A 24,515-nucleotide genomic window follows, 5' to 3' on the forward strand; every position below is an offset into this window, starting at 1 on the left:
AGCCGGGCCTGGTCCCACCCCGGCGGCCGTCGGGAGAGTGAGGCCCATGACCGACAACGCCCCCTCCCGGGAATTCGCCGACCGCACCGTCCTCGTCACCGGCGGCACCAGCGGCATGGGCCTCGCCACCGCCCGACTCCTCCTCGTCGCCGGCGCCCAGGTGGTCATCACCGGCCGTGACGACGCCCGGCTCGCCCGCGCCGCCGAACAGCTGACCGCCGAACAACCGGCCGGCGGCGACCGCCTGCTCACCGTCCGCGCCGACGTCGCCGTCCCGGCCGACCTCGCCCGGCTCGCCGACATCATCCGAGAACGCCACGGCACGCTGGACGGCGTCTTCGCCAACGCGGGCGTCGGAGTCTTCCAGCCCGCCGCCGACGTCACGGAGGGCGTCTTCGACCACACCGTCGACGTCAACTTCAAGGGCGTCTTCTTCACCGTCCAGCACGCCCTGCCGCTGCTGGAGGCGGCCGGTGGCGGCTCCGTGGTCCTCAACGCCTCCTGGACCCCGCACCGCGGCCTGCCCGACGCCCCGGTCTACGCCGCGACCAAGGCGGCGGTCCTCAGCCTCGCCCGCACCCTCGGCACCGGCCTCGCCGGGCGCGGCATCCGGGTCAACTCGGTCAGCCCCGGCTTCATCGCCACCGAGATGTTCCACGCGATCGTTCCCGACCCGGCCGCCCACGAGCCGATCCGCGCCAGCGTCCCGCTCGGCCGCCTCGGCCGGGCCGAGGACGTCGCCGAGACCGTCGTCTTCCTGCTCTCCGACCGCTCCTCCTACATCACCTCGCAGGACATCGTCATCGACGGCGGGCTCGTCCCCGCGGTCCAGGCCGTCGCCGGCTGAGCCCTGGCCGTACCTGGCTGCGCTTGGTCGCCGTGCCTGATCGTGCTCGGACGCCGTGCCTGGTCCTGACAGGGCCAGGCACGGCGTCCCGTCCACGGGTGAGAATCATCCGTATGAACCCGACCAGCGCCCTGAGCGAGTTCCTCCGCACCCGCCGCGCCCAGCTGCGGCCCGAGGACGTCGACCTGCCCGACTACGGTGGCCGACGCCGGGTCGCCGGGCTCCGCCGGGAGGAGCTCGCCCACCTCGCCGGCGTCAGCGTCGACTACTACACCCGGCTCGAACAGGGCCGTGTCGGTAACCCGTCCGAGGCCGTCCTCGACGCCGTCGCCCGCGCCCTCCAGCTGGCCCCCGACGAGTCCGGCCACCTCCACCGCCTGGCCCGCCCCACCCGCCGCACCCCGCGCCGGCGCACCGCCCCGCAGCAGCCCCGCCCCTCCCTGCTGCGCCTGCTGGAGCAACTCGACCACACCCCGGCCCTGGTGATGGGCCACCGGATGGACGTCCTCGCCTGGAACCGCGCCGCCGCCGCCCTCTTCGGCGACTACGGCGCCCTCCCGCCCGAGGACCGCAACATCGCCCGCAGCACCTTCCTCGACCCCGCCTCGCGCGAACTCTACGGAGACTGGACGGCCTGCGCCCGGGAGAACGTCGCCTTCCTCCACCTCGAAGCCGGCCGCCGCCCCCACGACCCCCTCCTCGCCGAACTCGTCGGCCAACTCTGCGTCCACAGCGAGGAGTTCCGCCACCTCTGGGCCGAACACCCGGTCGCCGACAAGACCTCCGGCCGCAAGCTCTTCCACCACCCCATCGCCGGCGCCCTCGACCTCGCCTACGACACCCTCCGCCCCGCCGACGACCCCGGTCAGGCCCTCATCACCTACACCCCCGACCCCGCCACTCCCTCCGACGACGCCCTCCGCCTCCTCCTCTCCTGGGCCGCGACGAGCTGACCGGAGAGGCCGCCCGACGGCGGCCACCGCCGACCTGTCAGAGGATGTCGGCGAACACGATCACGGTGGCGCTCTCGCCGTACTTCTGCGTCTTCTCGGTCTGGTACTTGCCCCTCCGGACGAGAATCTGCTTGACGTTGATCCTTGTGCCGAGGGGGAAGGTCATCTCCTGCTCGGACTGGTTGTTCCGGCCGAGCGACCTTCCCTGGTGTTCGTCCGGCACGCTGAATTCCCACACGATGTCCTTGCCCGCCACGTACGAGTGGGTCAGCGGATCGCCGTAGGTGGTCGACAGGATCGCCGGCCATGCGATCGTCTTGTTGACCGTGACGTAGCCGCCGTCCGGGTGGGCGTCGGGCTTCAGGATGCCGCCGAACGAGTCGTACAGGTGCTTGCTGTCGCCACGCAGCACCTTCCCCTCCGCATTCGCGGACGGCTTCGAGAAGTCACCCCACACGCCGTTGATCCGCCGGAAGATCTCGAAGGTGTCCCGGAGGTGCTTCGTGTCCCACCCCTCCGTGCTGATCTCGTCCGCGTAGCCTCGCGCGATGGCCACCTTGCGCCATGCCTCAAGGACCTCCGCCTCCTTCGACTGGAAGGAGAAGTCGGGGCTCGCGATCTCGGCAGGGCCGTAGCCGACCACCCCGAGGGCCGCCAGCAGCGGATTGATCCGGCGGTAGTCCGCGCTGAGGTAGTTCTCGCCGAGATCGAGGTCCGCCTGCTTCTGCCTGGCGGCGACGGCCGCCGGATCCAGCTCCTGCTCGCGGGCGGCCGTGTAGTTCCTGCGGGACTCCTCGCGACCCTCGACAGTTCCCCATTCCTTGGCGAGGGGGGACGCGCGAACCTTCTTGCCGGCTTCGTCGGCGATCAGATAGGACCCGAAACTGAACCCGCTGATCGTGTAGTTCACTGGACTGTCCCCGTCGTCCTCGTGCTTGACGACGGCAGTCCCCTTCGGGAGCCCCGGCGCCAGGGTGCGCTGGACGGCCGCCTCGCCGCTCCGCCCGCCGGCGGGGGTCGACTCCGTGGCGTGCGGATCGTGCGCCGGTACCGGGCCGGACACCGCGCGGACCGCGTCGGCCTCGGCGTCACGCGGCGAGGGTGCGAGCGGCTGTCCCTGCGGGTCGAGCCCCCGGTGCGCGGAGGAGCGCTGCATCAGCCGTGCCACCGCCGCGTTGCCGACGGTGCGTTGCAGCGTCGCGAGCAGGTCCGGACCGGGCACGGAGTTCCGGGGCGGCGGGGACGCGTTCCGCGCCTGCGGCCGGGCCGGGGTGCCCCGGGGTGCGGGGGCGGGCCGCCCCGGCTGTTCGCGTTCACGTTTCATGGCGGCTCCTGTCGCTGGGGGTTTGATCTCCAGCCATAGCACCAAGGGGCCACCGCGCGAGAGGGCCACGAAGGCAATACCGAGGCAGACCGTTCCGCCCCCGTGCCCGGCGGCCCTGGTGCGCCACCCGGCGCTGCCGTGGCGCCGGTGAGGTGACGCTCGATCAGGAGCACGTGAACAGGGTGTCGTGAGCCCGGTCGTCGGAACAGTGGAAGGCACGCCCGTGTGTGGTGTGACGGCGTATTCAGGACAGGCTGATGAGACGAGCCGATGATCGCCACCGCGGCGCCTCACGTCCCGCCGATCTGCCCGGCGGCCGGGGTCAGGAGGCGCAGGCCGGGCAGAGCCCCCGGTAGGTGACGGCGGCGTCGGTGACGGTGAAGCCGAAGCGCTGGTCGGCGGGGAGGTCGGTGAGGGGGCTGCCGCTGGGGTGGACGTCGCGGATGGTGCCGCAGCCGGTGCAGACGAGGTGCTGGTGGGGGTGGTGGGCGTTGGGGTCGTAGCGCTTGGCGCGGCCGTCGGTGGAGACCTCGGTGACCTCGCCGAGGGTGACCAGTTCGCCGAGGGTGTTGTAGACGGTGGCCCGGGAGATCTCGGGCAGGCGCTCGGCGGCTCTGGCGTGGACCTCGTCGGCGGTGAGGTGAACGTGCTCGCCGTCGTCCAGGACCTCCGCCACGACACGCCGCTGGGAGGTGAGGCGCCAGCCGCGCCCGCGCAGCCGCTCCAGCAGGTCACTCATATCGGTTCACCTATTCAGGTCAATGGGAAGACCGGATTTTACCAACCGTTATCGGCTTCTCTCCGGTTCCCGATCGGATATGGGTTTGGTGCCTTTCTTGACTTGGATTGCGTCCATCGTAGGATCGGCTCCGGCGATAGCCTGGGTAGCAGGAAGACACCGTGATCCGCCTTGTAGGGAAGGATTCCCATGTCTGAGAACCACGATCCGATCGTTGCCGAGCCGCAGGCGGAGGGCACGGGCGGCTGCCCGGTAGCCCACGGGCGCGCGCCGCACCCGACCCAGGGCGGCGGAAACCGCCAGTGGTGGCCGGAGCGGCTCAACCTGAAGATCCTTGCCAAGAACCCGGCCGTGGCGAACCCGCTCGGTGCGGACTTCGACTACGCCGCGGCGTTCAGTTCCCTCGACCTGCCGACCGTGAAGCGCGACATCGCGACGGCCCTCACCACCTCGCACGACTGGTGGCCGGCCGACTACGGGAACTACGGTCCGTTCATCATCCGCATGGCCTGGCACAGCGCGGGCACCTACCGGATCCGCGACGGTCGCGGCGGTGCCGGCGGCGGCCAGCAGCGCTTCGCGCCGCTGAACAGCTGGCCCGACAACGCCAGCCTCGACAAGGCCCGCCGCCTGCTGTGGCCGGTGAAGAAGAAGTACGGCCGGAGCCTCTCCTGGGCCGACCTGATGGTCCTGGCCGGCAACGTCGCGCTGGAGGGCATGGGCTTCGAGACCTTCGGCTTCGGCGGCGGCCGCGTGGACGAGTGGGAGCCGGACGAGGACGTCTACTGGGGCCCGGAGACCACCTGGCTGGGCGACGAGCGCTACACCGGCGACCGCCAGCTGGAGAGCCCGCTCGCCGCCGTCCAGATGGGCCTGATCTACGTTAACCCGGAGGGCCCCAACGGCACCCCGGACCCGATCGCCGCCGCCCGCGACATCCGCGAGACCTTCTACCGGATGGCGATGAACGACGAGGAGACGGTGGCGCTGATCGCCGGCGGCCACACCTTCGGCAAGACCCACGGCGCCGGCCCGGCGGACAACGTCGGCCCCGACCCCGAGGACGCCCCGCTGGAGCAGCAGGGCCTCGGCTGGAAGAGCACCTTCCGCACCGGCAAGGGCCCGGACGCGATCACCAGCGGCCTGGAGGGCGCCTGGACCGCCACCCCGACGACCTGGGACAACAGCTTCTTCGAGACGCTGTTCGGCTACGAGTGGGAGCTCACCAAGAGCCCGGCCGGCGCGTACCAGTGGAAGCCGAAGGACGGCGCCGGCGCGGACACCGTCCCGGACGCGTTCGACCCGGCCAAGCGGCACGCCCCGACGATGCTGACCACCGACCTGTCGCTGCGCCTGGACCCGATCTACGAGCCGATCTCCCGGCACTTCATGGAGCACCCCGACCAGTTCGCGGACGCCTTCGCCCGGGCCTGGTTCAAGCTCACCCACCGCGACATGGGGCCGGTCGCCCGCTACCTCGGCCCCGAGGTCCCGAGCGAGGAACTGCTGTGGCAGGACCCGCTTCCCGCGGTCACCTACCAGCAGATCGACGCGGCCGACGTCGCCGGCCTCAAGCAGCGGATCGCCGCCTCCGGCCTCTCGGTGTCCGAGCTGGTGTCCACCGCGTGGGCGGCGGCCTCCTCCTTCCGCGGTAGTGACAAGCGCGGCGGTGCCAACGGCGGCCGGATCCGGCTCCAGCCGCAGATCGGCTGGGAGGTCAACGAGCCGGACCGGCTGGCCTCGGTGCTGCGCACCCTGGAGGGCGTGCAGCAGGAGTTCAACGCCCGGGCCGGCGGCAAGCAGGTCTCGCTCGCGGACGTGGTCGTGCTGGCCGGCGGCGTCGGCGTCGAGAAGGCGGCCAAGGCGGCCGGTCGCGACGTCGAGGTGCCGTTCACGCCCGGCCGGGTGGACGCGCCGCAGGAGCTCACCGACGTCGAGTCCTTCGCCGCGCTGGAGCCGGCCGCGGACGGCTTCCGCAACTACGTGGGCAAGGGCAACCGGCTGCAGGCCGAGTACCTGCTGCTCGACAGGGCGAACCTGCTGAACCTGAGCGCGCCCGAGCTGACCGTCCTGGTCGGCGGTCTGCGCGTGCTGGGCGCCAACCACCAGCAGTCCCCGCTCGGCGTCCTCACCGGGACACCCGAGGTCCTGACGAACGACTTCTTCGTCAACCTGCTGGACCTGGGCACGAGTTGGAAGGCGACCTCGGCGGACGCGCACACCTTCGAGGGCCGGGACGCCGAGACCGGCGCGCTCAAGTGGAGCGGCAGCCGGGCCGACCTGGTCTTCGGCTCCAACTCCGAACTGCGCGCCGTCGCCGAGGTCTACGCGAGCGACGACGCGAAGGAGAAGTTCGTGGCGGACTTCGTCGCGGCCTGGGTCAAGGTCATGAACCTGGACCGGTTCGACCTCGTCTGAGCGTCCTCGTCTGATCGCCGCGGCTTCGGACCGGCTGACGGATCGGTCGGCCCGAAGCCCGGCGCCGGCGATTGGCCCGGGGGCGTACGCCCCCGGGCCAATGCCGTGCCCGGGGATTAGATCAACGGGCCGATGCCGCCGGGGTGCCGTCCCGGGCACTGTTGCGGCATGACCTCACGTCACAGCACCTCACCCTCGAAGCGGGTCTCCACCGGCCTGGCGGCGCTCTGCCTCGCCTCGGTCACCGCCGGGCTGCTGCCCGGGACGGCCGTCGCCGCCGATTCCGATGGCCAACTCGGCGGGCGGGACGGCTATTCGGCGCAGATCCGGCGCACCGAGTACGGCATCCCGCACATCCTGGCGCACGACTTCCGGGGCCTCGGCTACGGGTACGGGTACGCCTTCGCACAGGACAACCTGTGTGAACTCGCCGACCAGGTACTGACGGTACGAGGCGAGCGGGCTCGCTACCTCGGGCTGGACGCGACGGCGCCGAGCGGCTCCGACAACCTGACCAGCGACGTCTACCACCAGGGTCTGCAGCGCAGCGGTTCCGTCAAGCGGCTGCTGGACAAGCCCGCGCCGCTCGGCCCGACCGACGACGTGCGGCGACTGGTCGAGGGCTACGCGGCGGGCTACAACCGGTACTTGAGCGACACCGGCGTGGACCGGCTGCCGGACGCCGGCTGCCGGGGCCAGGACTGGGTGCGGCCGATCACCGCCGAGGACGTCTGGGGGATGATCTACGAGGTCGACACGGCCGCCGGCCTCGGCGGTGCCCAGGACGCCATCGCGTCCGCCACCCCGCCGACCCCGGGCGCCCCGGCGGTCCCGTCCGCGCCCGCCCCGGCGTCCGCACCGTCCGGCCCGGCCCCGGCGTCCGCGCTACCGAAGGAGAGCCCCGGCCGTGACCCGGAGCTCGGCAGCAACGGCTGGGCGCTCGGCCGCGACGTCACCCGCGACCACGACGCGATGCTGCTCGCCAACCCGCACCTGCCGTGGACCGGTTCGGACCGCTTCTACCAGGTGCAGCTCACCATCCCCGGCGTCCTGGACGTCTCCGGCGCCGGCCTCTACGGCACCCCGCTGGTCGAGATCGGCCACACCCGGAACGTGGCGTTCACCGCGACGTCCAGCTTCGCCCAGCACGCGGCGCAGTTCCGCCTGACGCTGGTGCCCGGCGACCCGACCAGCTACCTGGTCGACGGCAAGGCCGAGCCGATGGGCCGCCAGGAGGTCCCGGTCACCGTCCGGGGCACGGACGGCACCCTCTCGACCGTCACCCGCACCCTCTACACCTCCCGCTACGGCCCGGTGCTGGGCGGCAGTTGGAGCACCGAGCACGCCTACGCCCTGCGCGACGCCAACGCCGAGAACCTGCGCTCGATGAACGGGTGGCTGGCGATGGACCGGGCGCAGAGTCTGGCCGAGCTGAAGCAGGCGGACGACACCTACCAGGGCAACCCCTGGAACTACACGATCGCCACGGACTCCACGGGGGAGACGTACTTCACCGACTCCTCCGCCGTCCCGCACCTCACCGATGCGCAGCTCAAGCAGTGCGCCCTGCCGCCGGTCCACGACGAGCCGGTCGGCCTGGACGGCTCGGTGTCGGCCTGCGACGCGGGCAGCGACCCGGACGCGGTGGTGCCCGGGATCTTCGGCCCGGCGAACCACCCGAAGGTGAGCCGGACCGACTACGTGGCCAATTCCAACAACAACCCGTACCTCGCCAACCCCGCCGCCCCGATCACCGGTTACCCGACGGTCTACGGCACATTCCCCGGGATCGGGACGCGCGCCCAGCTGGGCCTGCGGATGATCGCCGACCGGCGCGACGGCAGCGACGGGCTCGGTGCCCCGGGCTTCACCTTGTCGACCCTGCAGGCGGCCATGTTCGGCGATCGCGTCTACAGCGCGGAGCTGGGCCGGGACGACGCGGTGGCGATGTGCCGGGCCAACCCGGTGCTGAACGACAAAGACGGCCATCCGGTCGACGTCAGCGCCGCCTGCGAGGTCCTCGCCGCCTGGAGCACGCGGGCCGACGCCGACGGCCACGGCGCCGTCCTGTGGGGCGAGTTCGTCAGCGACCTGTACCGGTACCGGACCGACGCGTGGGAGCGGATCCCGTTCGACCCGGCGCACCCGCTGACCACCCCGGCCGGCATCCGGGGCGACAGCGCCACCGCCCGGACGGCCCTGGCCGCAGCGGTGCGGCAACTCGCCACGGACGGCACCGCGTTGGACGCGACTGTCGGCGAGGTCCAGCGCTGGGCGGGCATCCCGTTGCACGGCTGCGACTCGGGCGAGGGCTGCTTCGACGTCGTCCGGGCGGGCGCGGACTCGGGCAGCACGGGCGCGGCGCACCCGGACGGGACCGCCCCTGCCTACGGCTCCAGCTTCGTGATGGCCACCGAGCTGACCCCTCAGGGCCCGCGCACCCGCACGGTGCTCACCTACGGCGAGTCGGTGAACCCGGCGTCGCCGCACTACACCGACCAGACCGGGCTGTACTCCCGCAAGCAGTGGGTGACCGAACGGTTCACCGAGGCCGAGATCAAGGCCTCCCCGCACCTGGAGACCACCAGCCTGCGCGGCTGACCGCCGCACGACGGCGCGGGGCAAGCCCTACTGCGGGCCCGGCCCCGCGCCGACGCTGACCAGCCCGGTCTCGTACGCGGCGACCACCACCTGGGCCCGGTCCCGCAGGTTCAGCTTGCCGAGGATCCGGGCCACGTGCGTCTTGACCGTCGCCTCGGAGAGCTGGAGTCGGGCGGCGAGCTCGGCGTTGCTCAGGCCGCGGGCGAGCAGGCCCATCACCTCCCGTTCGCGCGGGGTGAGCGCGGCCAGTTCGCGGTGCAGGGCGGTGGCGGGGGCGTCCGGGCGGGCGAAGCGCTCGACCAGGCGGCGGGTGATGGCCGGGGCGAGCAGGGCATCGCCGGTGCGGACCAGCCGGACGGCGGCGGCCAGGTGCTCCGGGGTGACGTCCTTGAGCAGGAAGCCGCTCGCTCCGGCCGCCATCGCGGCGTAGACGTACTGGTCGAGGTCGAAGGTGGTCAGCATGATCACCCGCGGTGGGTGGCCCGTCGGGCCGGCGTCGGCGAGGATCCGGCGGGTGGCCTCCAGGCCGTCCAGGACGGGCATCCGGATGTCCATCAGGACGACGTCCGGGCGGGTCCGGCGGACGGCTGCGACGGCCTGCCCGCCGTCCTCGGCCTCGGCGACCACCTCGATCCCCTCCGATTCGAGGATCAGCCGGAACCCGGTCCGGACCAGGGACTGGTCGTCGGCGACGACCACCCGCAGCGGCGCTCCGGTGTTCGGCGCCGCTGTCGTCGGTGCGCCAGCCGTCTGCTCGCCGGTCATGAACTCTCCAGGGGGATCAGGGCCTTGACGCGGTAGCCGCCGCGCGGCCGGGGGCCGGTGTGCAGGGTGCCGCCGTAGACGGCGAGGCGTTCGCGCAGGCCGATCAGGCCGTGTCCGTTGCCGGTGGCGGCGGCGCCGGTGGGGCGGCCGCCGGTGTCGGTGACCTCCACCCGCAGGTGGTCGGGGGCGTACTCGACGGTCACCGCGGCGTCCGCGCCGCCCGCGTGCTTGACGGTGTTGGTGAGCGCCTCCTGGACCACGCGGTAGGCGGCGAGTTCGACCCCGGGCGGGACGGCCCGGCGCTCGCCGGTGACGGTCAGCTCGACCGGCAGCCCGGCCTGCCGGACGCCGTCGACCAGCGCGTCCAGCCGGCCCAGCCCCGGCTGCGGGCTGAGGTCGGCGGTCACGGCCGGGTCGTCGCCTGTTTCCGAGTCGATCGTCAACAGTCCCATGACGTGCCGCAGTTCGGTCATCGCCGCGCGTCCGCCGCGCTCCACCGCGGCCATCGCCTCACGGGCCTTGTCCGGGGCGGTGTCCAGGATCTTGCGGGCGGCCCCGGCCTGGATCGTCATCATGCTCACGTTGTGCGTCACCACGTCGTGCAACTCCCGGGCGATACGCGCCCGTTCGAGCTCCACCGCGCGCTCCAGCGCGGCCAGCTGCTCGCGCTCCAGGGCGGACAGCCGCCGGCGTCCATCCTCCACCCGGCGGCGCCACATCCGCAGTTCGTAGGCGACCGCGAACACCGGCACCAGGACCAGCAGGGCGATCACCGAGTTCGGGAAGTGCGGCAGCTTGGCGTCGTCGAAGAGCACCACCAGGGCCGCGGCGGCCGCCGGCAGGCTCGGCAGCATCAGCCGGGGGCGGCGCCCGTACGCGGCGGCACTGTAGGCGGCGATGATGACGACCACGCCCGCCGAGTAGGCGATGTCCGCGGACTGGTGCCGGATGAGCAGGGCGGCCGGCAGCACCGTCCACAGCACGGCCAGCGGGAAGCGGCGGCGCAGCGCCAGCGGCAGTGGCACGAGCGGCACCAGCAGCATCAGCCCCCGCCAGGAGGTCTCGTGCGGCCCTGACGCGGTGGTCACGTAGCGGCCGGCGATGCAGGCCAGGAGCAGTGCCAGCGCGACGTCGAACACCCGGCCGCGCCGGGTCGGCCGGGGCGGCGGGTCGGCGCTCGGGTCGCCGGTGAGGCGGGCCGCCGCGCTCAGCAGGTCCCACCGGGGGAGGTTGATCACCGGGACATTCTGGCGGGCCGGGTGCCGCCGCGAACAGCCCCGGTTCGGCGGTCGTCCGCTCCACCCGGCGACTACCTCGGAAGGATGACCCCGCGCGGTGTCCGTCCGACGCGGTACGGAACATGGCGCGGGCGGCGGACGCACTGCGGGCGGAGTAGCGGTGCGCGGGGTGGGGGCGGGTCAGCCGCCCCCAGCGGCCTTGTCCTCGCCCGTCCTCCGCTCGCCCGTCCGCTGCTCGCTCGTCCGGCCCTCGTCCGTCCGGTCTCCCTCCGCCTTGTGCTCGGCGGCCCGGACCTGCTCGGTGAAGGTGTGCGCATCGATCCGTTCGACCGTGGCCCCGTGCCGGGTGGCCAGTTCGTCGGCCGGGTCGGGGGAGGACTCCCGCAGCTCCAGGACGAGCAGCGCGCCGCCGTCCGGGACCCGGGGCGAGAGCATGATCAGCCCGGCGCCGCCCTCCGTCGCCCGGCCCTCCTCGGCGGCGTTGCCGAGCGCCGCACCCGCCGCGAACCCGAGCAGGACGCCGATCGGCCCGCCGAGCAGTCCCACCAGGCCGCCGAGGACGCCGGAGCCGACGGTGGCCACGCCCGCGCCCCGGGTGAAGGCGTCCCTGACCTCCAGCAGGCCGTCGGCGCTGCGCTCCAGGGCCGCCACCTGCCGCAGGCCCGGCAGGTGCTGCGCCTCGTCGAAGGCCGGCCGCCACGCGGCGGCGTCCGGGAAGGTCAGCAGGACGACGTTGTGCTGGTCGCTCATCGCGCTCCGATCGGGCCGGGGCCGGGGGTGCCGGGTTCCATCGTGACCTTCGGTGCCCGGCCCGGCCACAGGAGCGGCCGTCGGCGCGGACTGCCCGGGGCCCGTCCGTTCAAACGTGGGCCCCGGTTCGGGTGCCCGCCACCGCCCGGATTCCGGACAGGTGTACAGGGGCAGGAGGGCCGACGGGCCGCCCGGGGCACGGGCCCGGCCTGCGGGAACGGGATCCCGGTGGTCGACATCGACACTATTTCGACCCTGGCCGAAATTTGGCCCGGTGCGCTGCCCGCCCCTGGTGTGACGGGTGTGGCGGTGTCAGGATCCCGACCCGGCACGACCGTGCCAGACCCGACCGTCTGAAGGAGGCACCATGCAGCCCACGGCTGAGCAGGTCCGCGCGCTCAAGGACGAGGACTACCGGCTCACCCTCGGCCAGGGCCACCAGGTCCACCCGGCCGGCGACCTGTCGGACGAGGTCTACGTGACCGCCGCGGTGCAGTCCGGCACCTGTGGCGGCTGGAGCAGCTGCGGCCAGGTCTGCAGCTTCTGAGCCCGCCGTCCGCGGCGCGGGCCCCGGCCGCACCGCCGGAGCCCGCGCCGCGGACGCCCGACCCGACGGCCGCGCCGCGGCAGCACCGCCGGGGCGCCCCGCCCGCCGCCCCGCCTTCAGCCGATGACAGAGAGGCCGCACCGCCCGTGGTTGACGCGTCCGAACTCCGCCGGGCCGCCGCCCGGGCCCTCCCGCTCGCCGACCGGGGGCCCCGGCCCGGCGCCGCCGGGAAGGACCCGGAACGGGCCGGCCGGATCCTCGACCGCTGGCGCGCCCAACCACCCTTCGACCGGGACGGCTGGTTCGAACGCCGCCTCGCCGCCGACGGCCTCGACCCGGACGGGCTGCGCGCCCTGCTCGCCGAGGACCCGGACGCGCTCGCCGACCGCCTCGGCACGCCGCCGTGGGCCGAACGCCTCGCCGCCGCCTTCGAGGCCGGGCCCGCCCTCGACCTCACCCTCGGCCTCCCCGAGGAGCAGGCCTTCGCCCGGCTCGCCGGCCCGCTGCTCGCGGACGCCCGCGACCGCCTGCGCACCGGCCTCGCCGCCCTGCCGCTGGCCGACCTCGGGACCCCCGAGGAGCTGACCGCACTCGTCCTGCCCGCGCTCACCGCCGCCGCGCACGCGACCGCCGTCCGCACCGTCATCACCGAACTCCACATCGCCCGCCTGGGCGGCGAGTTGACCGGCGACACCCCCGAGCGGCGCTACCGGGACTTCCTCGACCGGCTCACCGAACCCGAGCGGGCGCTCCGACTCCTCACGGAGTACCCGGTGTTGGCGTACCGGCTCAGCGTCGGTGCCGAGCAGTGGACCGACACCTGCCTCACCCTCTACCGCCGCCTCGCCGCCGACCTCCCCGCCCTCGCCCGCACCTTCGCCGACGGCCGCCCGCTCGGCCGGCTCACCGAACTCGCCACCGGCCTCGGCGACCCGCACCGCGGCGGCGCCACCGTCAGCGCCCTGCGCTTCGAACACGGCACCCGGATCGTCTACAAGCCGCGCCCGCTCGGCGCCGAGACCCACTTCCAGCACCTCCTGCGCTGGCTCAACCCGCGACTGCGGCTGCCGCTGCACGACCTCGCCCACCTGGCCCGCGACGGCTACGGCTGGGTCGCCTACGTCACCGCCGAACCGGCCCGCGACGACGCCGAGTTGAGCGCCTTCTACCACCGCGCCGGGACGCTCGCCGCGCTGCTGTACGTGCTGGACGCGGTCGACTGCCACGCCCAGAACCTGCTCGCCGTCCGCGACCAGCCCGTACTGATCGACCTGGAGGCACTGCTCCACCCCGACCTGCCCGAACCCGTCAAGGAGCTCTCCGAGTCCGAACGGCTCGCCCGACACCAGGCCCGGCACTCCGTCCTGCGCTCCGGCCTGCTGCCCGAACGGATGTGGGACGAGGGCAACGGCGGTACCGACCTCTCCGCCCTCGGCTGGGACCCGGCCAGCCTGCCGCCCCGCCCGGCGCCCGTCCTGGTCGACCAGGGCACCGACCGGCTCCGGCTGGAGTACCGCCGGATGCCCGTCGTGGCGCCCGACAGCCGGCCCGTCCCGGCCGGACAGCCGCTGCGGCTGTCCGACCACGTCGGCGAACTCGAAGCCGGCTTCACCGAGGCCTATCGGTTGCTTGCCGCCCACAAGGACCAACTCCGCGACCTCATCAGGGCGTTCGCCGCCGACGAGACCCGGATGCTGCGCCGCGACACCTTCGAGTACCGCAGTCTTTCGAGCACCGCCTGCCACCCCGACCTGCTCCGCGACGGCCTCGACCAGGACCGCCACCTCGACCGGCTCTGGGCGCTCGCCGCCTGGGAGGAGCACGCGCTCGCCTACGTCGACCACGAACGCGCCGACCTCTGGCGCGGCGACGTCCCGGTGTTCACCATCCGCCCCGACGGCGTCGACGCCCGCTCCTCCACCGGCGCCGTCATCCCCGGCGTCACCGACCGGCCCGCACTCGACCTCGCCCTCGCCAAGGCGGGCGTCCTCGGGGAGGAGGACCTGACCCGCCAACTCCAGCTGCTGCGCCTGTCGGTGACCACTGCGGACGGCGCCCGCGAGCCGCGCCGCCGCCCGGTGGCGGTCCGTGCCGCGAGGCTCGGCGAGCCGGCCGAGGGCCTCGCCGCCCGCGCCCTCGCCAAGGCCGTCGAAGCCGGCGGGCTATTGCTCCGCGAGGCCTACCGGGGGAGCGCCGACCTCGCCTGGGTCGGCCCCAACTGGGCCCCGCCCGGTCGCTGGGCGCCCGCCGAACTCGGCCCCGACCTCTACAGCGGGACAGCCGGCGTCACCCTCTTCCTGCACCAGCTCGCCACGGCCACCGGGGAGCGGGAGCACCGGCAGGCAGCCACCGCCGCGGAGGTGACGCTCCGGCACCAGGTCCGGCGGCGCGCCGACCGCCTGGGCGGCGGCCTGGCCGGTACCGGCGGGGTGCTCTACGCGCTGGCCCACCTCGCGGCCCACCACCAGGACGCCGAACTCGACGCCCTGGGGGCCCTGGTGGTCTCCCGGATCGCCGCCACCGCCGCCGAGGACACCCAGCACGACCTCATCGCCGGGAACGCCGGCTCCATCGGCGGGCTGCTCGCCTGGGAGGCGGTCCGCCCGGGGCCCGCGGTCACCGACGCCCTCGCCGTCTGCGCCGAGCGCCTCGTGCAGGCCGCCGCCCCGCACCCCGAAGGCGGCGTCGGCTGGCTGCCCGCCTCCCTCGCCGGTACCGCCGCCCGCCCGTTGGCCGGCTTCGCCCACGGGGGCTCCGGCATCGCCTGGGCGCTCGCCCGGGCCGGCCACCGCCTCGGCGACCCGCGACTGCCTCAACTCGCCCTCGCCGCAGTCGCGTACGAACGCACCCTGTTCGACCAGGCCGCCGCCAACTGGCGCGACGTCCGCGAGGACGGCGGCCCCGGCGCCCCCTCCTACCCCACCCTCTGGTGCCACGGCGCCGCCGGCATCTCCCTGGCCCGCACCGAACTCGCCGAACTCCTGTCCGGCGACGACGAGTTGCTCCTCGCCGAACGCGACACCGCCCTCACCACCGTGCTGGGCGAGGGCTTCGGCCACAACTTCTCGCTCTGCCACGGCGACCTCGGCAACCTCGAACCCCTCCTCCTCGCCGGCGGCCCATGGCGCGCGGCCGCCCTCCGCCAGGCGCAGTCCACCCTCGACGACCTCGACACCCGGGGCTGGATCTGTGGCCTCCCGCAGGGCGCCCACAGCCCCTCCCTCATGGTCGGCCTCGCCGGCATCGGCCACGGCCTCCTCCGCCTCGCGGCCCCCGCCACCACCCCGTCCCTCCTCGCCCTCCACCCCCCGACCCGCTCCTGACCCGACCGCCCCCGGCACACCCCGCGCCCGACCCGACCGCCCCGGCACACCCCGTGCCGGGGGGTTCCTGTGATCGTCGGATCGCATGCCCGCAGTGCGCCGAGGCCCGCCCTCGAATCGAACATCGCGGACCCCTCCGGTGATCGATTGCCACCAACTCGCCGTCGCCGACACGGAATCGCCCGGATCGAGTGAGACCCGCCGGGACACGCCGGACGGCCCCGCGGACCGCTGCCAGGATCGGGGTCCGCACCGGCAGCCCGCCCTTCACAGCGTGCCCATCGGCACCGCTGCCGCCCCACCACGCCCACCCGGCGCTGAGGGCTGCCCGCGTGCGGATCCGCTGCGGCCACCGGCTACCGGCCACCGGCCGCCGTACGAGGGAGCAGGGAGCGCTGTGTCCGAGCAGATCGCGAAACCGGAGATGCCCCGACCACGACAGGAGGATGAGCACGACGAGGAGCTGCACCTGCGGTTTCCCGGCGACCGCCGGGCCGAGGCCGGTGCCTCGATGTCGGCGAGCGCGATGCTGCGCCGCCTGCCGCACCTGGTGCGCCGTGCGCTGGCGCTGGCCTGGGCGGCCGACCGGACGTCCACCGGGCTGCTGCTGGTCTGCCAGGCACTGGCGGGCGTGTTCGGGGCGCTGGCGCTGTTCGCCACCACCGGTACCCTGGGCGCGCTGCTGGTGGCGGGCCCGGTGGGGGAGCACCTGCGCACCGCCGCGCCGTCGCTGCTCCTGCTGACCGTCTCCGCCGGACTGCGCGCCGTGCTGGGGATCGCCGTGGTCGGCCTGTCCGGCCGGGTGTCGCCGCGGATCACCCGGGAGGCGGAGCTGGCGCTGATCGCGGCCGGGTGCGCCGCCGAGCTGAAGGCGTACGACGAACCCGCGTACAACGAGCAGTGGGAGGCGGCGGACCGGGGCGCCTCGACCACACCGGACCTCCTCTCCAACGCCCAGGACGTGATCGCCTCCACGGTCTCGCTGGCGGCGGCCGCGGGCGTCCTGGCGACGCTCCACCCGTGGCTGGTGCCGCTGCTGCTGCTCGGTTCGGTGCCGACCGCGGTGGCGGCCGTCCGGACGGCCCGGATCCACTACCTGGCAGCGGTGGCCACCAACGAGGACCGTGGCGCGCTGCGCGTGTACCGCTGGTTCCTGATCGACAAGACCCGGGCCGACCAGGTCCGTTCGGACCAGGTCACACCGTTCCTGATGGCCAAGTACCGCCGGGCCGAGGCGAAGATCGTCGCGGCCACGGACCGGGCGACCCGGGAGGCGGCCAAGGTGTCCCTGCTCGCGGCGCTGGGCACGGGGGCGGGCAGCGCGCTGATCTGGGGCACGCTGCTCTACCTGGTGGCGAGCGGCCGGATCGACCTGGCGGCCGCGGGCACGGCGACGTTCGCGCTGCGGACGGCCTCGTCCGGCTTGCAGGGCCTGGTCGGCAACGGCGCCCGGCTGTACCGGATGGGCCTGTACCTGGACGACTACTTCACCTTCCTGGACGAGGCGGGCGGGCACCGGATCCGGCGCGGCCAGGTCGTGCCCGGCGCGCCGCAGCTGGTCGAGGTCGCGGACCTCGGCCACACCTATCCGGGCGAGCAGAAGGATCCGGCGCTGCGCGGCGTCAGCATGACCTTGCGGGCCGGTGAGGTGGTGGCGGTGATCGGCCAGAACGGCAGCGGCAAGTCGACGCTGCTGAAGCTGCTGTCCGGCCTCTACCTGCCGCAGTCCGGCCGGATCAGCTGGGACGGCGTGCCGGTGGAGGAGTTGGACGCGGACGGGATGTGGTCGCGGGTGGCCCGGGTGCCGCAGGAGTTCGCGCGCTGGCCGCTCGGCGCGGCCGAGAACGTCCACCTGGGGCACGTCACCGAGCAGGTGATGGCGGACGTGGAGCGGGCGGCGGAGCGGACGGGCTTCGACGAGGTCGTGTCCCGGCTGCGCTCGGGCTGGCGCACCCTGCTGGCCCAGGGCTGGTGGGGCGGCGCCGAGTTGTCCGGCGGCGGCTGGCAGCGGGCGGCGGTGGCCCGGGCGCTGTACCGGACGGTGCGCAGCCCGGGGCTGCTGATCCTGGACGAGCCGACCTCGGACCTGGACCCGCGCGCGGAGCACCGCATCCTGCACGCCCTGCGCGCCCTCGCCCCGGGCCGGATCACCCTCCTCGTCACCCACAACATCGCCAACGCGGCGGTGGCGGACCGGGTGATCGTGATGGACCAGGGCCGGATCGTGCAGACCGGCACCTGGGCGGAGCTGGCGGCCCGCCCGGACGGACTGTTCCGCGAACTGCTGGACCTCCAGCGCGACCGGGCCGTCCCGGCCTAGGAGTCCGCGCGTGCAGGGGGCTCCGCACCGTCCGGGACATCAGGACCGGACGGTGCGGAGCCCGGGCACGCGGTGACTGTGCGTCAGCGCGCGGTGCGTTCCGCGCCGCCGCGCAGCCTGCGCCAGGTGCGGCCGACGGATGCCAGCCCGGTGAGCCTGGCGCCGGGCCCGTCGGTCTCCCAGTTCCGGGCCGTCTCGGCGAGCGTCTGCGGATGCGCCTGAGGCATCGCGACCGGTCGCCGCGTCTGCGCGGCCCGGGCGGCGAGCCGCACGTCCTCCGGTTCGATCGTGTCGAGCTTCGCCCGGACGTGGCCGAGCAGCGTGGCGCAGGCGTCGGCGATCGCGGCCTCGCCCAGCGGGCGCGGCGGGAGGTCCAGTCCTTCGGACAAGCACTGCTCCAGGGCCGTGCGCAGGTCCTGGAGGGAGATGTCGCGGATCGTCAGCGACAGGTGGGCGGACAGTCCGGCGGCGCCCACCGCGCGGTGGGCGTAGCCACGTGGGACGTAGAGCACGCTGCCGGGTTCGAGGACGCTGTGCAGGAGCCGCGGGGAGTGCTCGTCGTCCGGGAGCTCTCCCGGCGACCAGTCCGCGACCGTCGGGGCGTCGTGGACGTACCAGGTCTTGCGTCCGGCCACCTGGAGGACGAACACGTCGGCGTCGTCACGGTGCACCGCGAGACCCTGACCGCCGGCGGGCGTGACGAAGAAGAACGCCTCCACCCGCCGGTCGAGTTCCTCGGACAACCGCGCCACCAGATCGCCCGTCGGGCGGTGCCACTGGTCGACGCAGCGCAGGAGCAGCGTCGCCCCGGCCTGCAGGAGTTCGACGACCTTCGCGCGGTCGGCGAAGCCGTCGTACGTCGTGCCGTTGACCACGCGTGACGTGGTGTAGGCGGCGGGCGGGACGGTGACCTTGTTGGAGCGGACCATCTCCAGGTAGGGGGTGCGCAGCAGTCCGCCGTCGAAGGCGGCGTCCAACGCGTCGAGGTCGAACGGCGCGGCGAGGGTCTCCGGCGTGAAGACCGCGGGCTCGCGCTGCCACTGGCGGCCGGTGAAGGTCTTGACGTCGCCGACCCAGCCGGCCAGCGTGGGCGATTCCATGGTGGTTCCCGTGGTGTCAGGGTGTTCGGTGCGCGCGGCCGGAAGTGTCGGCCCCCAGGTCAGGCTCCGGCTTCGGCCTCGAACCGTACGGAGAGCAGGGAGCGCAGGGGGACTTCCGCGTCCTGCCGCGGGCTGCGGATGACGAGCCGGTTGTCGAAGGCGACGGTCAGCAGGCGTTCGGCCAGGGGCACGATCAGGTGCTTGGCCCAGCAGCGGGCGCCGTCGAACCCGAACGGCATGAACCCGGGCGTCTTCTCCGGGTCCGCGACCCCGGCCCACCGCTCGGGCCGGAACTCCATCGGGTCGGTCCAGTAGTCGGGATGACGATGCATCAGGAGCGGGAAGAGCGCGACGTTGTCCTCGGGGCGGATCTCGGGATGCAGCTCGGTGTACGCGTCCCCGCCCTTGCGGTACAGCATCCACGCGGGCGGGAGCAGCCGCAGGGTCTCCCACAGGACCGGGGTGAGGTCGGCGCGGGCTTCCTCCTGCTCCCGCGCCGGTCCCATGAGCCACAGGGCGTTGCCGGCCAGGGCCGCCACGCCGTCGCACAGGGTGGCCGTCGCCCGCCGGTACATGGCGATGGCCTGCTTCCGCTCCAGGGTGCCGGAGGCGTTGCGGATCAGCTCGGCCAGCGCGGTGGAACTGCCGTCAGGGCCGGATCCCGGCCAGACGGTGACGGCGTGGTCGACGATCCGGGAGAGGGTGTCGGAGCGGGTGATGCCGCGCTTCGACAGCAGGGAGACCGGCAGGGGGTCGGAGGAGAACAGCCACCGGCGAAGGTAGGAGGTGGACGCGTAGGGCCAGGCGCCGGACAGCCCGCGCGCCGGCGGCGGCGGGTTCCGGATGCCAGCCATGACGTCCTGCCCCAGCGCGCGGATCGTCCGGGTCGCGCTGTCGTGGTGGATGTCGGCGCCTGCGGCGGGCTTGTAGACCGAGCGTTCCGTCGACAGCACGGGGCGCGCCGCGACGATCTCGGCCATCAGATGGCAATCGGAGACGCCGACCGTGGTCGCGTCGATCCGGAATACCTTCTCTTCCCGGGCCAGCAGGTCCTGAATTCGCGGGGCGTACACGACGGAATGGTTGCGAACCACTGTCGGCGCCATTTCTTCCACTTCTTCCACGAGAATCCCGCCTCCATGGAACGGCGATGAAATGCGGTTCCCGGGGAAGGCGGAGGGAGGTCGGGGCACTCTGCGGCGCCGGCGGAGGCAGCAATGGCTTGGCCGCTGCCTCCGCCGACCGTGGTGCGTCAGATCACGTGCAGGATCCACGCGTGGTTGGCGAGGTCCTCGTCCTTCTTGAACTTCTTCACGAGCGCCTTGATCTTCTTCATGGCTTCTCCAATCTCGGGATTGCAGGCACGGCTAACGGGTGTGGCCGCGCTGTCGGTGAAATTCGGCATTCCGATCCGGAAGGCCGAACGGCTTCACCTGTCTCTGGACCTTAACCGAAAAGGGGTCTCTCTGACACCCCTCCGACAACAGATGTCCGACTCTTTGCGCAACACTGACGGCCTATTCGATGGGCAAATCGTTATAACCTTTTCCGGCGATTCGCGGCGGAGGAATCACGGCGGGGGGACCGGGAGAGACGCAGGTGGGGGACCATGCGTGGTATGGAGCTGAGGATCGAGGCCACCGACCTGCCGGGGCGCGAGTGCGGCACCGGGCCCGGGTTCCCCGGGTACCGGGACATCCACGTGGCCGTCCGGCGCCGGGACGCTGTTCCGCCGGGCGAAGCTGCTGCTGGCGGCGGTCGACCGGGCGACTGTCGAGGAGGCCGTGGGCACCGGGCTGCTGGTGGCCCGGCTCGGGCTGACGGACGCCAAGGGGCACCCGCTGTGCGCGGCCGTCCGCCCGCCGGTGGTCACCTGGGCGGCGGGGTAGCCGGAGAAAGGGGGAGGGCCCCGCGTCGCCGCGGGGCCCTCCTGGTGCGTCGGTGCTCAGTTGTGCGTCATGGCGGTCAGTCGTGCGTCGGCGCTCAGTTGTACGTCGTGGTGACGGTCACGCCGCCGAAGCCCTGCTGGGCGTAGAGGCTGAAGTACACCCAGCCGGACGGCGGGTTGGTGATGGTGAGGGTCTCGCCGTTGCCCGCGTTGGCGGACTTGGCCAGGTACGACCCGGTGGTGGCCCAGGCGCCCCCGTTGTAGTAGAGGTCGGCGTTGCCGGTGCCGCCGCTGGTGGTGATGGTCAGCTGCTTCACGCCGGCGGGCAGGTTGAGGAAGCTGTAGCTGTAGTTGCCGGTGGTGGCTGCGACGCCGTCGCGGCGGCAGTTCTTGTCGAACTGCCGGGTGTCGCCGGCGGTGCAGAGCGGGGCCTGGCCGGTGGGCAGCGAGCCGCAGTTGTCGGCGCCGCAGGCCTTGAGCCAGGTGGCGAAGTCGGCGTCGTACCTGGTGCCGATGGTGGTCTTGAGCAGGGTGCGGGCGCCGTTCCAGTCACCCACGCGGTACTTGGCGAGCAGCGCGTCGACGTCCTGCGGGTGCGACTGGAGCATGTAGCGGACGGCCAGGTAGCCCCAGTTGTAGACCTTGGTGGAGTCGGAGTTGTCGTAGGTGTTGTCGAAGAGGGTGCTCAGCGCGTAGGTGCCCTTGGCGGCCTGCGCGACGGCGTCGTCGTAGTGGACGCCCCGGTAGCTGTACGAGACGTACTCGGCGAGGCCCTCGACCCACCAGACGGTCGGGGTGGTCATGCCGGCGTCGAAGTCGCCGTAGAAGTCGTAGCGGCCGTCGAGGTAGTGGGTGTACTCGTGGTTGAGGTTCCAGATCTGGAAGGCGGGGCGCAGCCAGGAGGCCTCGTGCGCGATGAAGCGGGCCTGGTTGCCGGCCTTGGCCGGGTCGCCCTCCTCGTACATGCCGCCGTTGTCGACGGCGATGCCGTACATCTCCCAGGCGTAGAGGCTGTAGTTGTAGTAGTCGTCGAAGACGACGACCTCAAGGCTGGTGTTGTTGTCGTTGGCGACCGGGCCGTTGTCCTTGACCACCTTGTGGAAGAACGCGTCCTCGTTGATCAGGCTGGTGCAGGTGTCGGCGAGCTGCTGCGCGGTCATGTCCTGGGCGCGGATGCGCAGGTTGGCGTTGCAGGTGTGGTCGACGGTGAGCACGAGCGGGACGAGCCGGGTGGGCAGGTCGCAGGTGCCGTAGAAGGCGCAGTTGCCGGTGTCCTTCTTCTCCGCGAACCAGACCAGGTTCATGGTGAGCGGACCCGTGTTGCCGACCAGCGGGTAGCGGTTGACCAGGTCCTTGACGATCGGCCGTCCCTGGGCCTTGAGCGCGTCGACGGCGACCAGGTTGCCGATCTGGATGCCGATCGAGGTGACCAGGTCGGAGCCGTTCAGCTGGGCGCTGTTGCGGGTGACGAAGGACGCCATGGTGGTGGCGAAGGAGGGGTCGGCCTGGAGGGCGGCGGTGAAGGCGGGGAGGTCGAAGCCGCGCTCGATGACGGTCTTGGTGTTGGCGACGGCGGTGGCCATCGAGCCGGTCCAGGCGCCGGTGTAGTCGGTCAGCAGGCGCTTGACGACGCCGGTGTAGCGGGCGTTCTCCTGGGCGCTGTCGATCAGGGTGACGGCCTCGGCGAGGGTGGCGCCGTTGGCCTCGGTCACGTCCTTGCTGTGCGGGGCGGCGAAGAAGCCGTCCAGGGCGCCGCGGATGGCGGTCTGCAGGGTGGTGCCGTACGGGCCGACCACGTCCGCGTGGTTCCACTGCACGTAGTAGCCGGCGCGGAGGAACAGGACCAACTGGCCCACGGAGGTGGAGTCGTCGCCGGGGTAGGCGGCGGACGTGTCGCGCAGGGCGTTGGCGACGGTGGCCATCTGCGCCTCGTTGAACGCGGCCTTGGCGTCGTTGCCGGTCAGGTTGAACAGCGTGTTGACGCAGTCGAGGCCGGCGGCCTTGACCTGCTGGACCAGCGCGGCACCGGAGTTGCCGGTGAAGGCGGAGACATCGCAGGCGGCGGCCGAGAGCTGCTTGGCGGCCTTGGCGTCGGCGTGGGCGCCGGTGGCGCTGCCCGCCGCCGGAGCGGTGGCCTTGGCCTGGGCGTCCGAGGCCAGCGGGCGCGCGTCCTTGGGCGTGTCGGGGGACTTGGGCACGGGGACGGAGCGCGGCGCGGCCGCCTTGGCGGTGGGGGCCGGGGCGGCTGACGGGGCGTCGGCCGCGTGGGCCTGCGGCGCGAACAGCCCGAGCGCGAGGAAGAAGGCGGCGCCAAGCGCGGGCAATCTGCGCGCCTGGGCCGTGGATATCCGGAAGGGACGCATCTGTGGGGGCCTCCGGGGCTGTTGAGGGTCGTCGTGCGGTTGGGGCACACGAGCACCTGATGTGTGACATGTAAAATGGCACACGGAGTAACGTGGAGGGAAGATCCGGGAACGGATTTTCGACCGGCGAGACCTAACCGTTGCCGGGCCGTCGCCTGATCGGACGTGCCGTCAGGCGGCAGCGGCACGCACCAGCGGCGTCAGCGTCGCGAACTCCAGCGGCGCCGACGGATCCACCGACAGGTCCGCCGGAGCCGGTTCGGCCCTGGCGCGGACCAGCAGGTCGCCGATCGCCGCGACCATCCCCCCGTTGTCCGTGCAGAGCCGCAGCGGCGGCACCCGCAGCGCGATCCCGGCCGACGCGCAGCGCCGTTCGGCCAGCGCCCGCACCCGGGAGTTGGCCGCGACCCCGCCGACCACCACCAGGGTGCCGATCCCGTGGTCGGTGCAGGCCCGCACCGCCTTGCGGGTCAGCACGTCGGCGATCGCCTCCTGCAGCGCGGCCGCCGCGTCCGGGACGTGGGGTTCGGCGCCGGCCGTCCGCTGTGCCTCCACCCAGCGGGCGGCGGCGGTCTTCAGCCCGGAGAAGGAGAACGCGTACGGGTCGTCCCGTGGCCCGGTCAGCGGCCGGGGGAGCCGGACGGCGGCCGCGTCTCCCGCTCGTGCCGCGCGGTCGATGGCCGGCCCGCCGGGGTAGGGGAGTCCCAGGATCCGGGCCACCTTGTCGAAGCACTCACCGGCCGCGTCGTCCAGGGTGTCGCCGAGGTGGACGATCGGGTCGCGGGCGAGGTCGCGCACCAGCAACAGCGAGGTGTGCCCGCCCGAGACGATGAGCACCACGCACGGGTTCGGCAGCGGCCCGCCGTCCAGAGTCGCGGCGGCGACGTGCCCGGCGAGGTGGTGCACCCCGTACAGCGGGACGCCGAGCGAGAACGCGTAGCCCTTCGCGGCGGCCACCCCGACCTGGAGGGCACCCGCCAGCCCCGGACCGGTCGTCACCGCGACCGCGCCGACGTCCTTGAGCGTCAGTCCGGCCCGCTCCAGCGCTTCCTGGACCACCGGCGCCATCGCGTGCACGTGCGCCCGGGAGGCGATCTCCGGTACCACCCCGCCGTAGCGGGCGTGTTCGTCCATCGACGACGCCACCGCCTGTCCGAGCAGCATGCCGTCCCGGACCAGGCCCGCGCCGGTCTCGTCGCAGGAGGACTCGATCCCCAGCACCACCGGCGATCCGGTCACAGCCACTCACCCTTGTCACTCATTACATCTTCCGGTGACCATTGTGCCCGACGAGACGTACGGAATAAGCAGGAGCCCATGCTTCGTTCCTGCAAGTCAT

Annotated in this window: 18 protein-coding genes; 8 read left to right on the plus strand and 10 right to left on the minus strand. The window is 73.1% G+C overall.

The window, feature by feature from the left end:
- Positions 1-46 precede the first annotated feature (46 nt).
- Together ACIOJE_RS14595 and ACIOJE_RS14600 are read left to right on the plus strand one after the other, a co-directional pair.
- Complete coding sequence (locus ACIOJE_RS14595) at positions 47-847, plus strand: SDR family NAD(P)-dependent oxidoreductase (protein ID WP_400776334.1); 801 nt, start codon at positions 47-49, stop codon at positions 845-847.
- A gap of 113 nt (positions 848-960) precedes the next feature.
- Positions 961-1,800, plus strand: a complete 840-nt coding sequence (locus ACIOJE_RS14600; RefSeq protein ID WP_280680512.1) for a helix-turn-helix transcriptional regulator — start codon at positions 961-963, stop codon at positions 1,798-1,800.
- A 37-nt stretch (positions 1,801-1,837) separates the two neighbouring features.
- Here the strand turns inward: ACIOJE_RS14600 and ACIOJE_RS14605 are convergent, their stop codons facing one another.
- Together ACIOJE_RS14605 and ACIOJE_RS14610 are read right to left on the minus strand one after the other, a co-directional pair.
- Entirely contained in the window at positions 1,838-3,124 is a 1,287-nt protein-coding gene (locus ACIOJE_RS14605) for a hypothetical protein (protein WP_400776336.1), read from the minus strand.
- Positions 3,125-3,446: 322 nt separating this feature from the next.
- On the minus strand, positions 3,447-3,863 hold the full coding sequence (locus ACIOJE_RS14610; RefSeq protein ID WP_400776340.1) for a Fur family transcriptional regulator: 417 nt from the start codon (positions 3,861-3,863) through the stop codon (positions 3,447-3,449).
- 189 nt (positions 3,864-4,052) lie between these two features.
- On the opposite strand from ACIOJE_RS14610, the gene katG reads away from it, so the two are divergent.
- The gene (katG, locus tag ACIOJE_RS14615) at positions 4,053-6,281 is read left to right on the plus strand and encodes a catalase/peroxidase HPI (RefSeq protein ID WP_400776343.1); all 2,229 of its coding nucleotides are present in this window, start codon (positions 4,053-4,055) and stop codon (positions 6,279-6,281) included.
- Positions 6,282-6,449: 168 nt separating this feature from the next.
- Positions 6,450-8,882, plus strand: a complete 2,433-nt coding sequence (locus ACIOJE_RS14620; protein WP_280680516.1) for a penicillin acylase family protein — start codon at positions 6,450-6,452, stop codon at positions 8,880-8,882.
- Positions 8,883-8,909: 27 nt separating this feature from the next.
- Here ACIOJE_RS14620 and ACIOJE_RS14625 read toward each other — a convergent pair whose 3' ends face one another.
- The 3 genes from ACIOJE_RS14625 to ACIOJE_RS14635 all read right to left on the minus strand — a co-directional run bounded on the left by ACIOJE_RS14625 (position 8,910) and on the right by ACIOJE_RS14635 (position 11,635).
- Positions 8,910-9,647 (minus strand): response regulator transcription factor, encoded by a 738-nt coding sequence (locus ACIOJE_RS14625; RefSeq protein WP_280680517.1) that lies wholly within the window; start codon positions 9,645-9,647, stop codon positions 8,910-8,912.
- On the minus strand, positions 9,644-10,885 hold the full coding sequence (locus tag ACIOJE_RS14630; protein WP_280680518.1) for a sensor histidine kinase: 1,242 nt from the start codon (positions 10,883-10,885) through the stop codon (positions 9,644-9,646). Before ACIOJE_RS14630 ends, ACIOJE_RS14625 begins: the two co-directional genes overlap by 4 nt.
- A 180-nt stretch (positions 10,886-11,065) precedes the next feature.
- The gene (locus ACIOJE_RS14635; RefSeq protein ID WP_400776348.1) at positions 11,066-11,635 is read right to left on the minus strand and encodes a hypothetical protein; all 570 of its coding nucleotides are present in this window, start codon (positions 11,633-11,635) and stop codon (positions 11,066-11,068) included.
- 367 nt (positions 11,636-12,002) lie between these two features.
- Here ACIOJE_RS14635 and ACIOJE_RS14640 point away from each other — a divergent pair, with 367 nt between their 5' ends.
- From ACIOJE_RS14640 to ACIOJE_RS14650, 3 genes are all read left to right on the plus strand, one after another.
- Positions 12,003-12,182: a hypothetical protein gene (locus ACIOJE_RS14640; protein WP_280680520.1), complete on the plus strand. Its 180-nt coding sequence runs from the start codon at positions 12,003-12,005 to the stop codon at positions 12,180-12,182.
- A 146-nt stretch (positions 12,183-12,328) separates the two neighbouring features.
- On the plus strand, positions 12,329-15,505 hold the full coding sequence (locus ACIOJE_RS14645; RefSeq protein ID WP_400776349.1) for a type 2 lanthipeptide synthetase LanM family protein: 3,177 nt from the start codon (positions 12,329-12,331) through the stop codon (positions 15,503-15,505).
- A 397-nt stretch (positions 15,506-15,902) separates the two neighbouring features.
- Complete coding sequence (locus ACIOJE_RS14650; RefSeq protein WP_400776352.1) at positions 15,903-17,825, plus strand: ATP-binding cassette domain-containing protein; 1,923 nt, start codon at positions 15,903-15,905, stop codon at positions 17,823-17,825.
- Positions 17,826-17,908: 83 nt separating this feature from the next.
- Here the strand turns inward: ACIOJE_RS14650 and ACIOJE_RS14655 are convergent, their stop codons facing one another.
- The 3 genes from ACIOJE_RS14655 to ACIOJE_RS14665 form a co-directional block, all read right to left on the minus strand.
- Complete coding sequence (locus ACIOJE_RS14655) at positions 17,909-18,925, minus strand: JmjC domain-containing protein (RefSeq protein ID WP_280680523.1); 1,017 nt, start codon at positions 18,923-18,925, stop codon at positions 17,909-17,911.
- Positions 18,926-18,984: 59 nt separating this feature from the next.
- Positions 18,985-19,998, minus strand: coding sequence for a cytochrome P450 (locus ACIOJE_RS14660; RefSeq protein WP_400776357.1), 1,014 nt, complete (start codon positions 19,996-19,998; stop codon positions 18,985-18,987).
- 179 nt (positions 19,999-20,177) lie between these two features.
- Positions 20,178-20,330: a hypothetical protein gene (locus ACIOJE_RS14665; RefSeq protein ID WP_280680525.1), complete on the minus strand. Its 153-nt coding sequence runs from the start codon at positions 20,328-20,330 to the stop codon at positions 20,178-20,180.
- A gap of 343 nt (positions 20,331-20,673) precedes the next feature.
- Here ACIOJE_RS14665 and ACIOJE_RS14670 point away from each other — a divergent pair, with 343 nt between their 5' ends.
- Entirely contained in the window at positions 20,674-20,814 is a 141-nt protein-coding gene (locus tag ACIOJE_RS14670) for a DUF5990 family protein (RefSeq protein WP_348534117.1), read from the plus strand.
- 94 nt (positions 20,815-20,908) lie between these two features.
- On the opposite strand, the gene ACIOJE_RS14675 is transcribed toward ACIOJE_RS14670, so the two are convergent.
- Together ACIOJE_RS14675 and tsaD are read right to left on the minus strand one after the other, a co-directional pair.
- Positions 20,909-23,137: a M9 family metallopeptidase gene (locus tag ACIOJE_RS14675; RefSeq protein WP_400776361.1), complete on the minus strand. Its 2,229-nt coding sequence runs from the start codon at positions 23,135-23,137 to the stop codon at positions 20,909-20,911.
- Positions 23,138-23,347: 210 nt separating this feature from the next.
- Entirely contained in the window at positions 23,348-24,400 is a 1,053-nt protein-coding gene (gene tsaD, locus ACIOJE_RS14680) for a tRNA (adenosine(37)-N6)-threonylcarbamoyltransferase complex transferase subunit TsaD (protein ID WP_400776430.1), read from the minus strand.
- Between the last annotated feature and the right edge of the window lie 115 nt (positions 24,401-24,515).

This window comes from Kitasatospora sp. NPDC087861 (genome assembly GCF_044742585.1).
Classification (GTDB): domain Bacteria; phylum Actinomycetota; class Actinomycetes; order Streptomycetales; family Streptomycetaceae; genus Kitasatospora.

Excerpts from the sequence above, each read along its gene's own strand:
- ACIOJE_RS14665 (WP_280680525.1), bottom strand. The coding sequence starts at position 20,330 with ATGCCGAATTTCACCGACAGCGCGGCCACACCCGTTAGCCGTGCCTGC.
- ACIOJE_RS14610 (WP_400776340.1), bottom strand. The coding sequence starts at position 3,863 with ATGAGTGACCTGCTGGAGCGGCTGCGCGGGCGCGGCTGGCGCCTCACC.
- katG (WP_400776343.1), top strand. The coding sequence starts at position 4,053 with ATGTCTGAGAACCACGATCCGATCGTTGCCGAGCCGCAGGCGGAGGGC.
- ACIOJE_RS14640 (WP_280680520.1), top strand. The coding sequence starts at position 12,003 with ATGCAGCCCACGGCTGAGCAGGTCCGCGCGCTCAAGGACGAGGACTAC.
- ACIOJE_RS14625 (WP_280680517.1), bottom strand. The coding sequence starts at position 9,647 with ATGACCGGCGAGCAGACGGCTGGCGCACCGACGACAGCGGCGCCGAAC.
- ACIOJE_RS14655 (WP_280680523.1), bottom strand. The coding sequence starts at position 18,925 with ATGGAATCGCCCACGCTGGCCGGCTGGGTCGGCGACGTCAAGACCTTC.
- ACIOJE_RS14605 (WP_400776336.1), bottom strand. The coding sequence starts at position 3,124 with ATGAAACGTGAACGCGAACAGCCGGGGCGGCCCGCCCCCGCACCCCGG.
- ACIOJE_RS14620 (WP_280680516.1), top strand. The coding sequence starts at position 6,450 with ATGACCTCACGTCACAGCACCTCACCCTCGAAGCGGGTCTCCACCGGC.
- ACIOJE_RS14635 (WP_400776348.1), bottom strand. The coding sequence starts at position 11,635 with ATGAGCGACCAGCACAACGTCGTCCTGCTGACCTTCCCGGACGCCGCC.
- ACIOJE_RS14600 (WP_280680512.1), top strand. The coding sequence starts at position 961 with ATGAACCCGACCAGCGCCCTGAGCGAGTTCCTCCGCACCCGCCGCGCC.
- ACIOJE_RS14595 (WP_400776334.1), top strand. The coding sequence starts at position 47 with ATGACCGACAACGCCCCCTCCCGGGAATTCGCCGACCGCACCGTCCTC.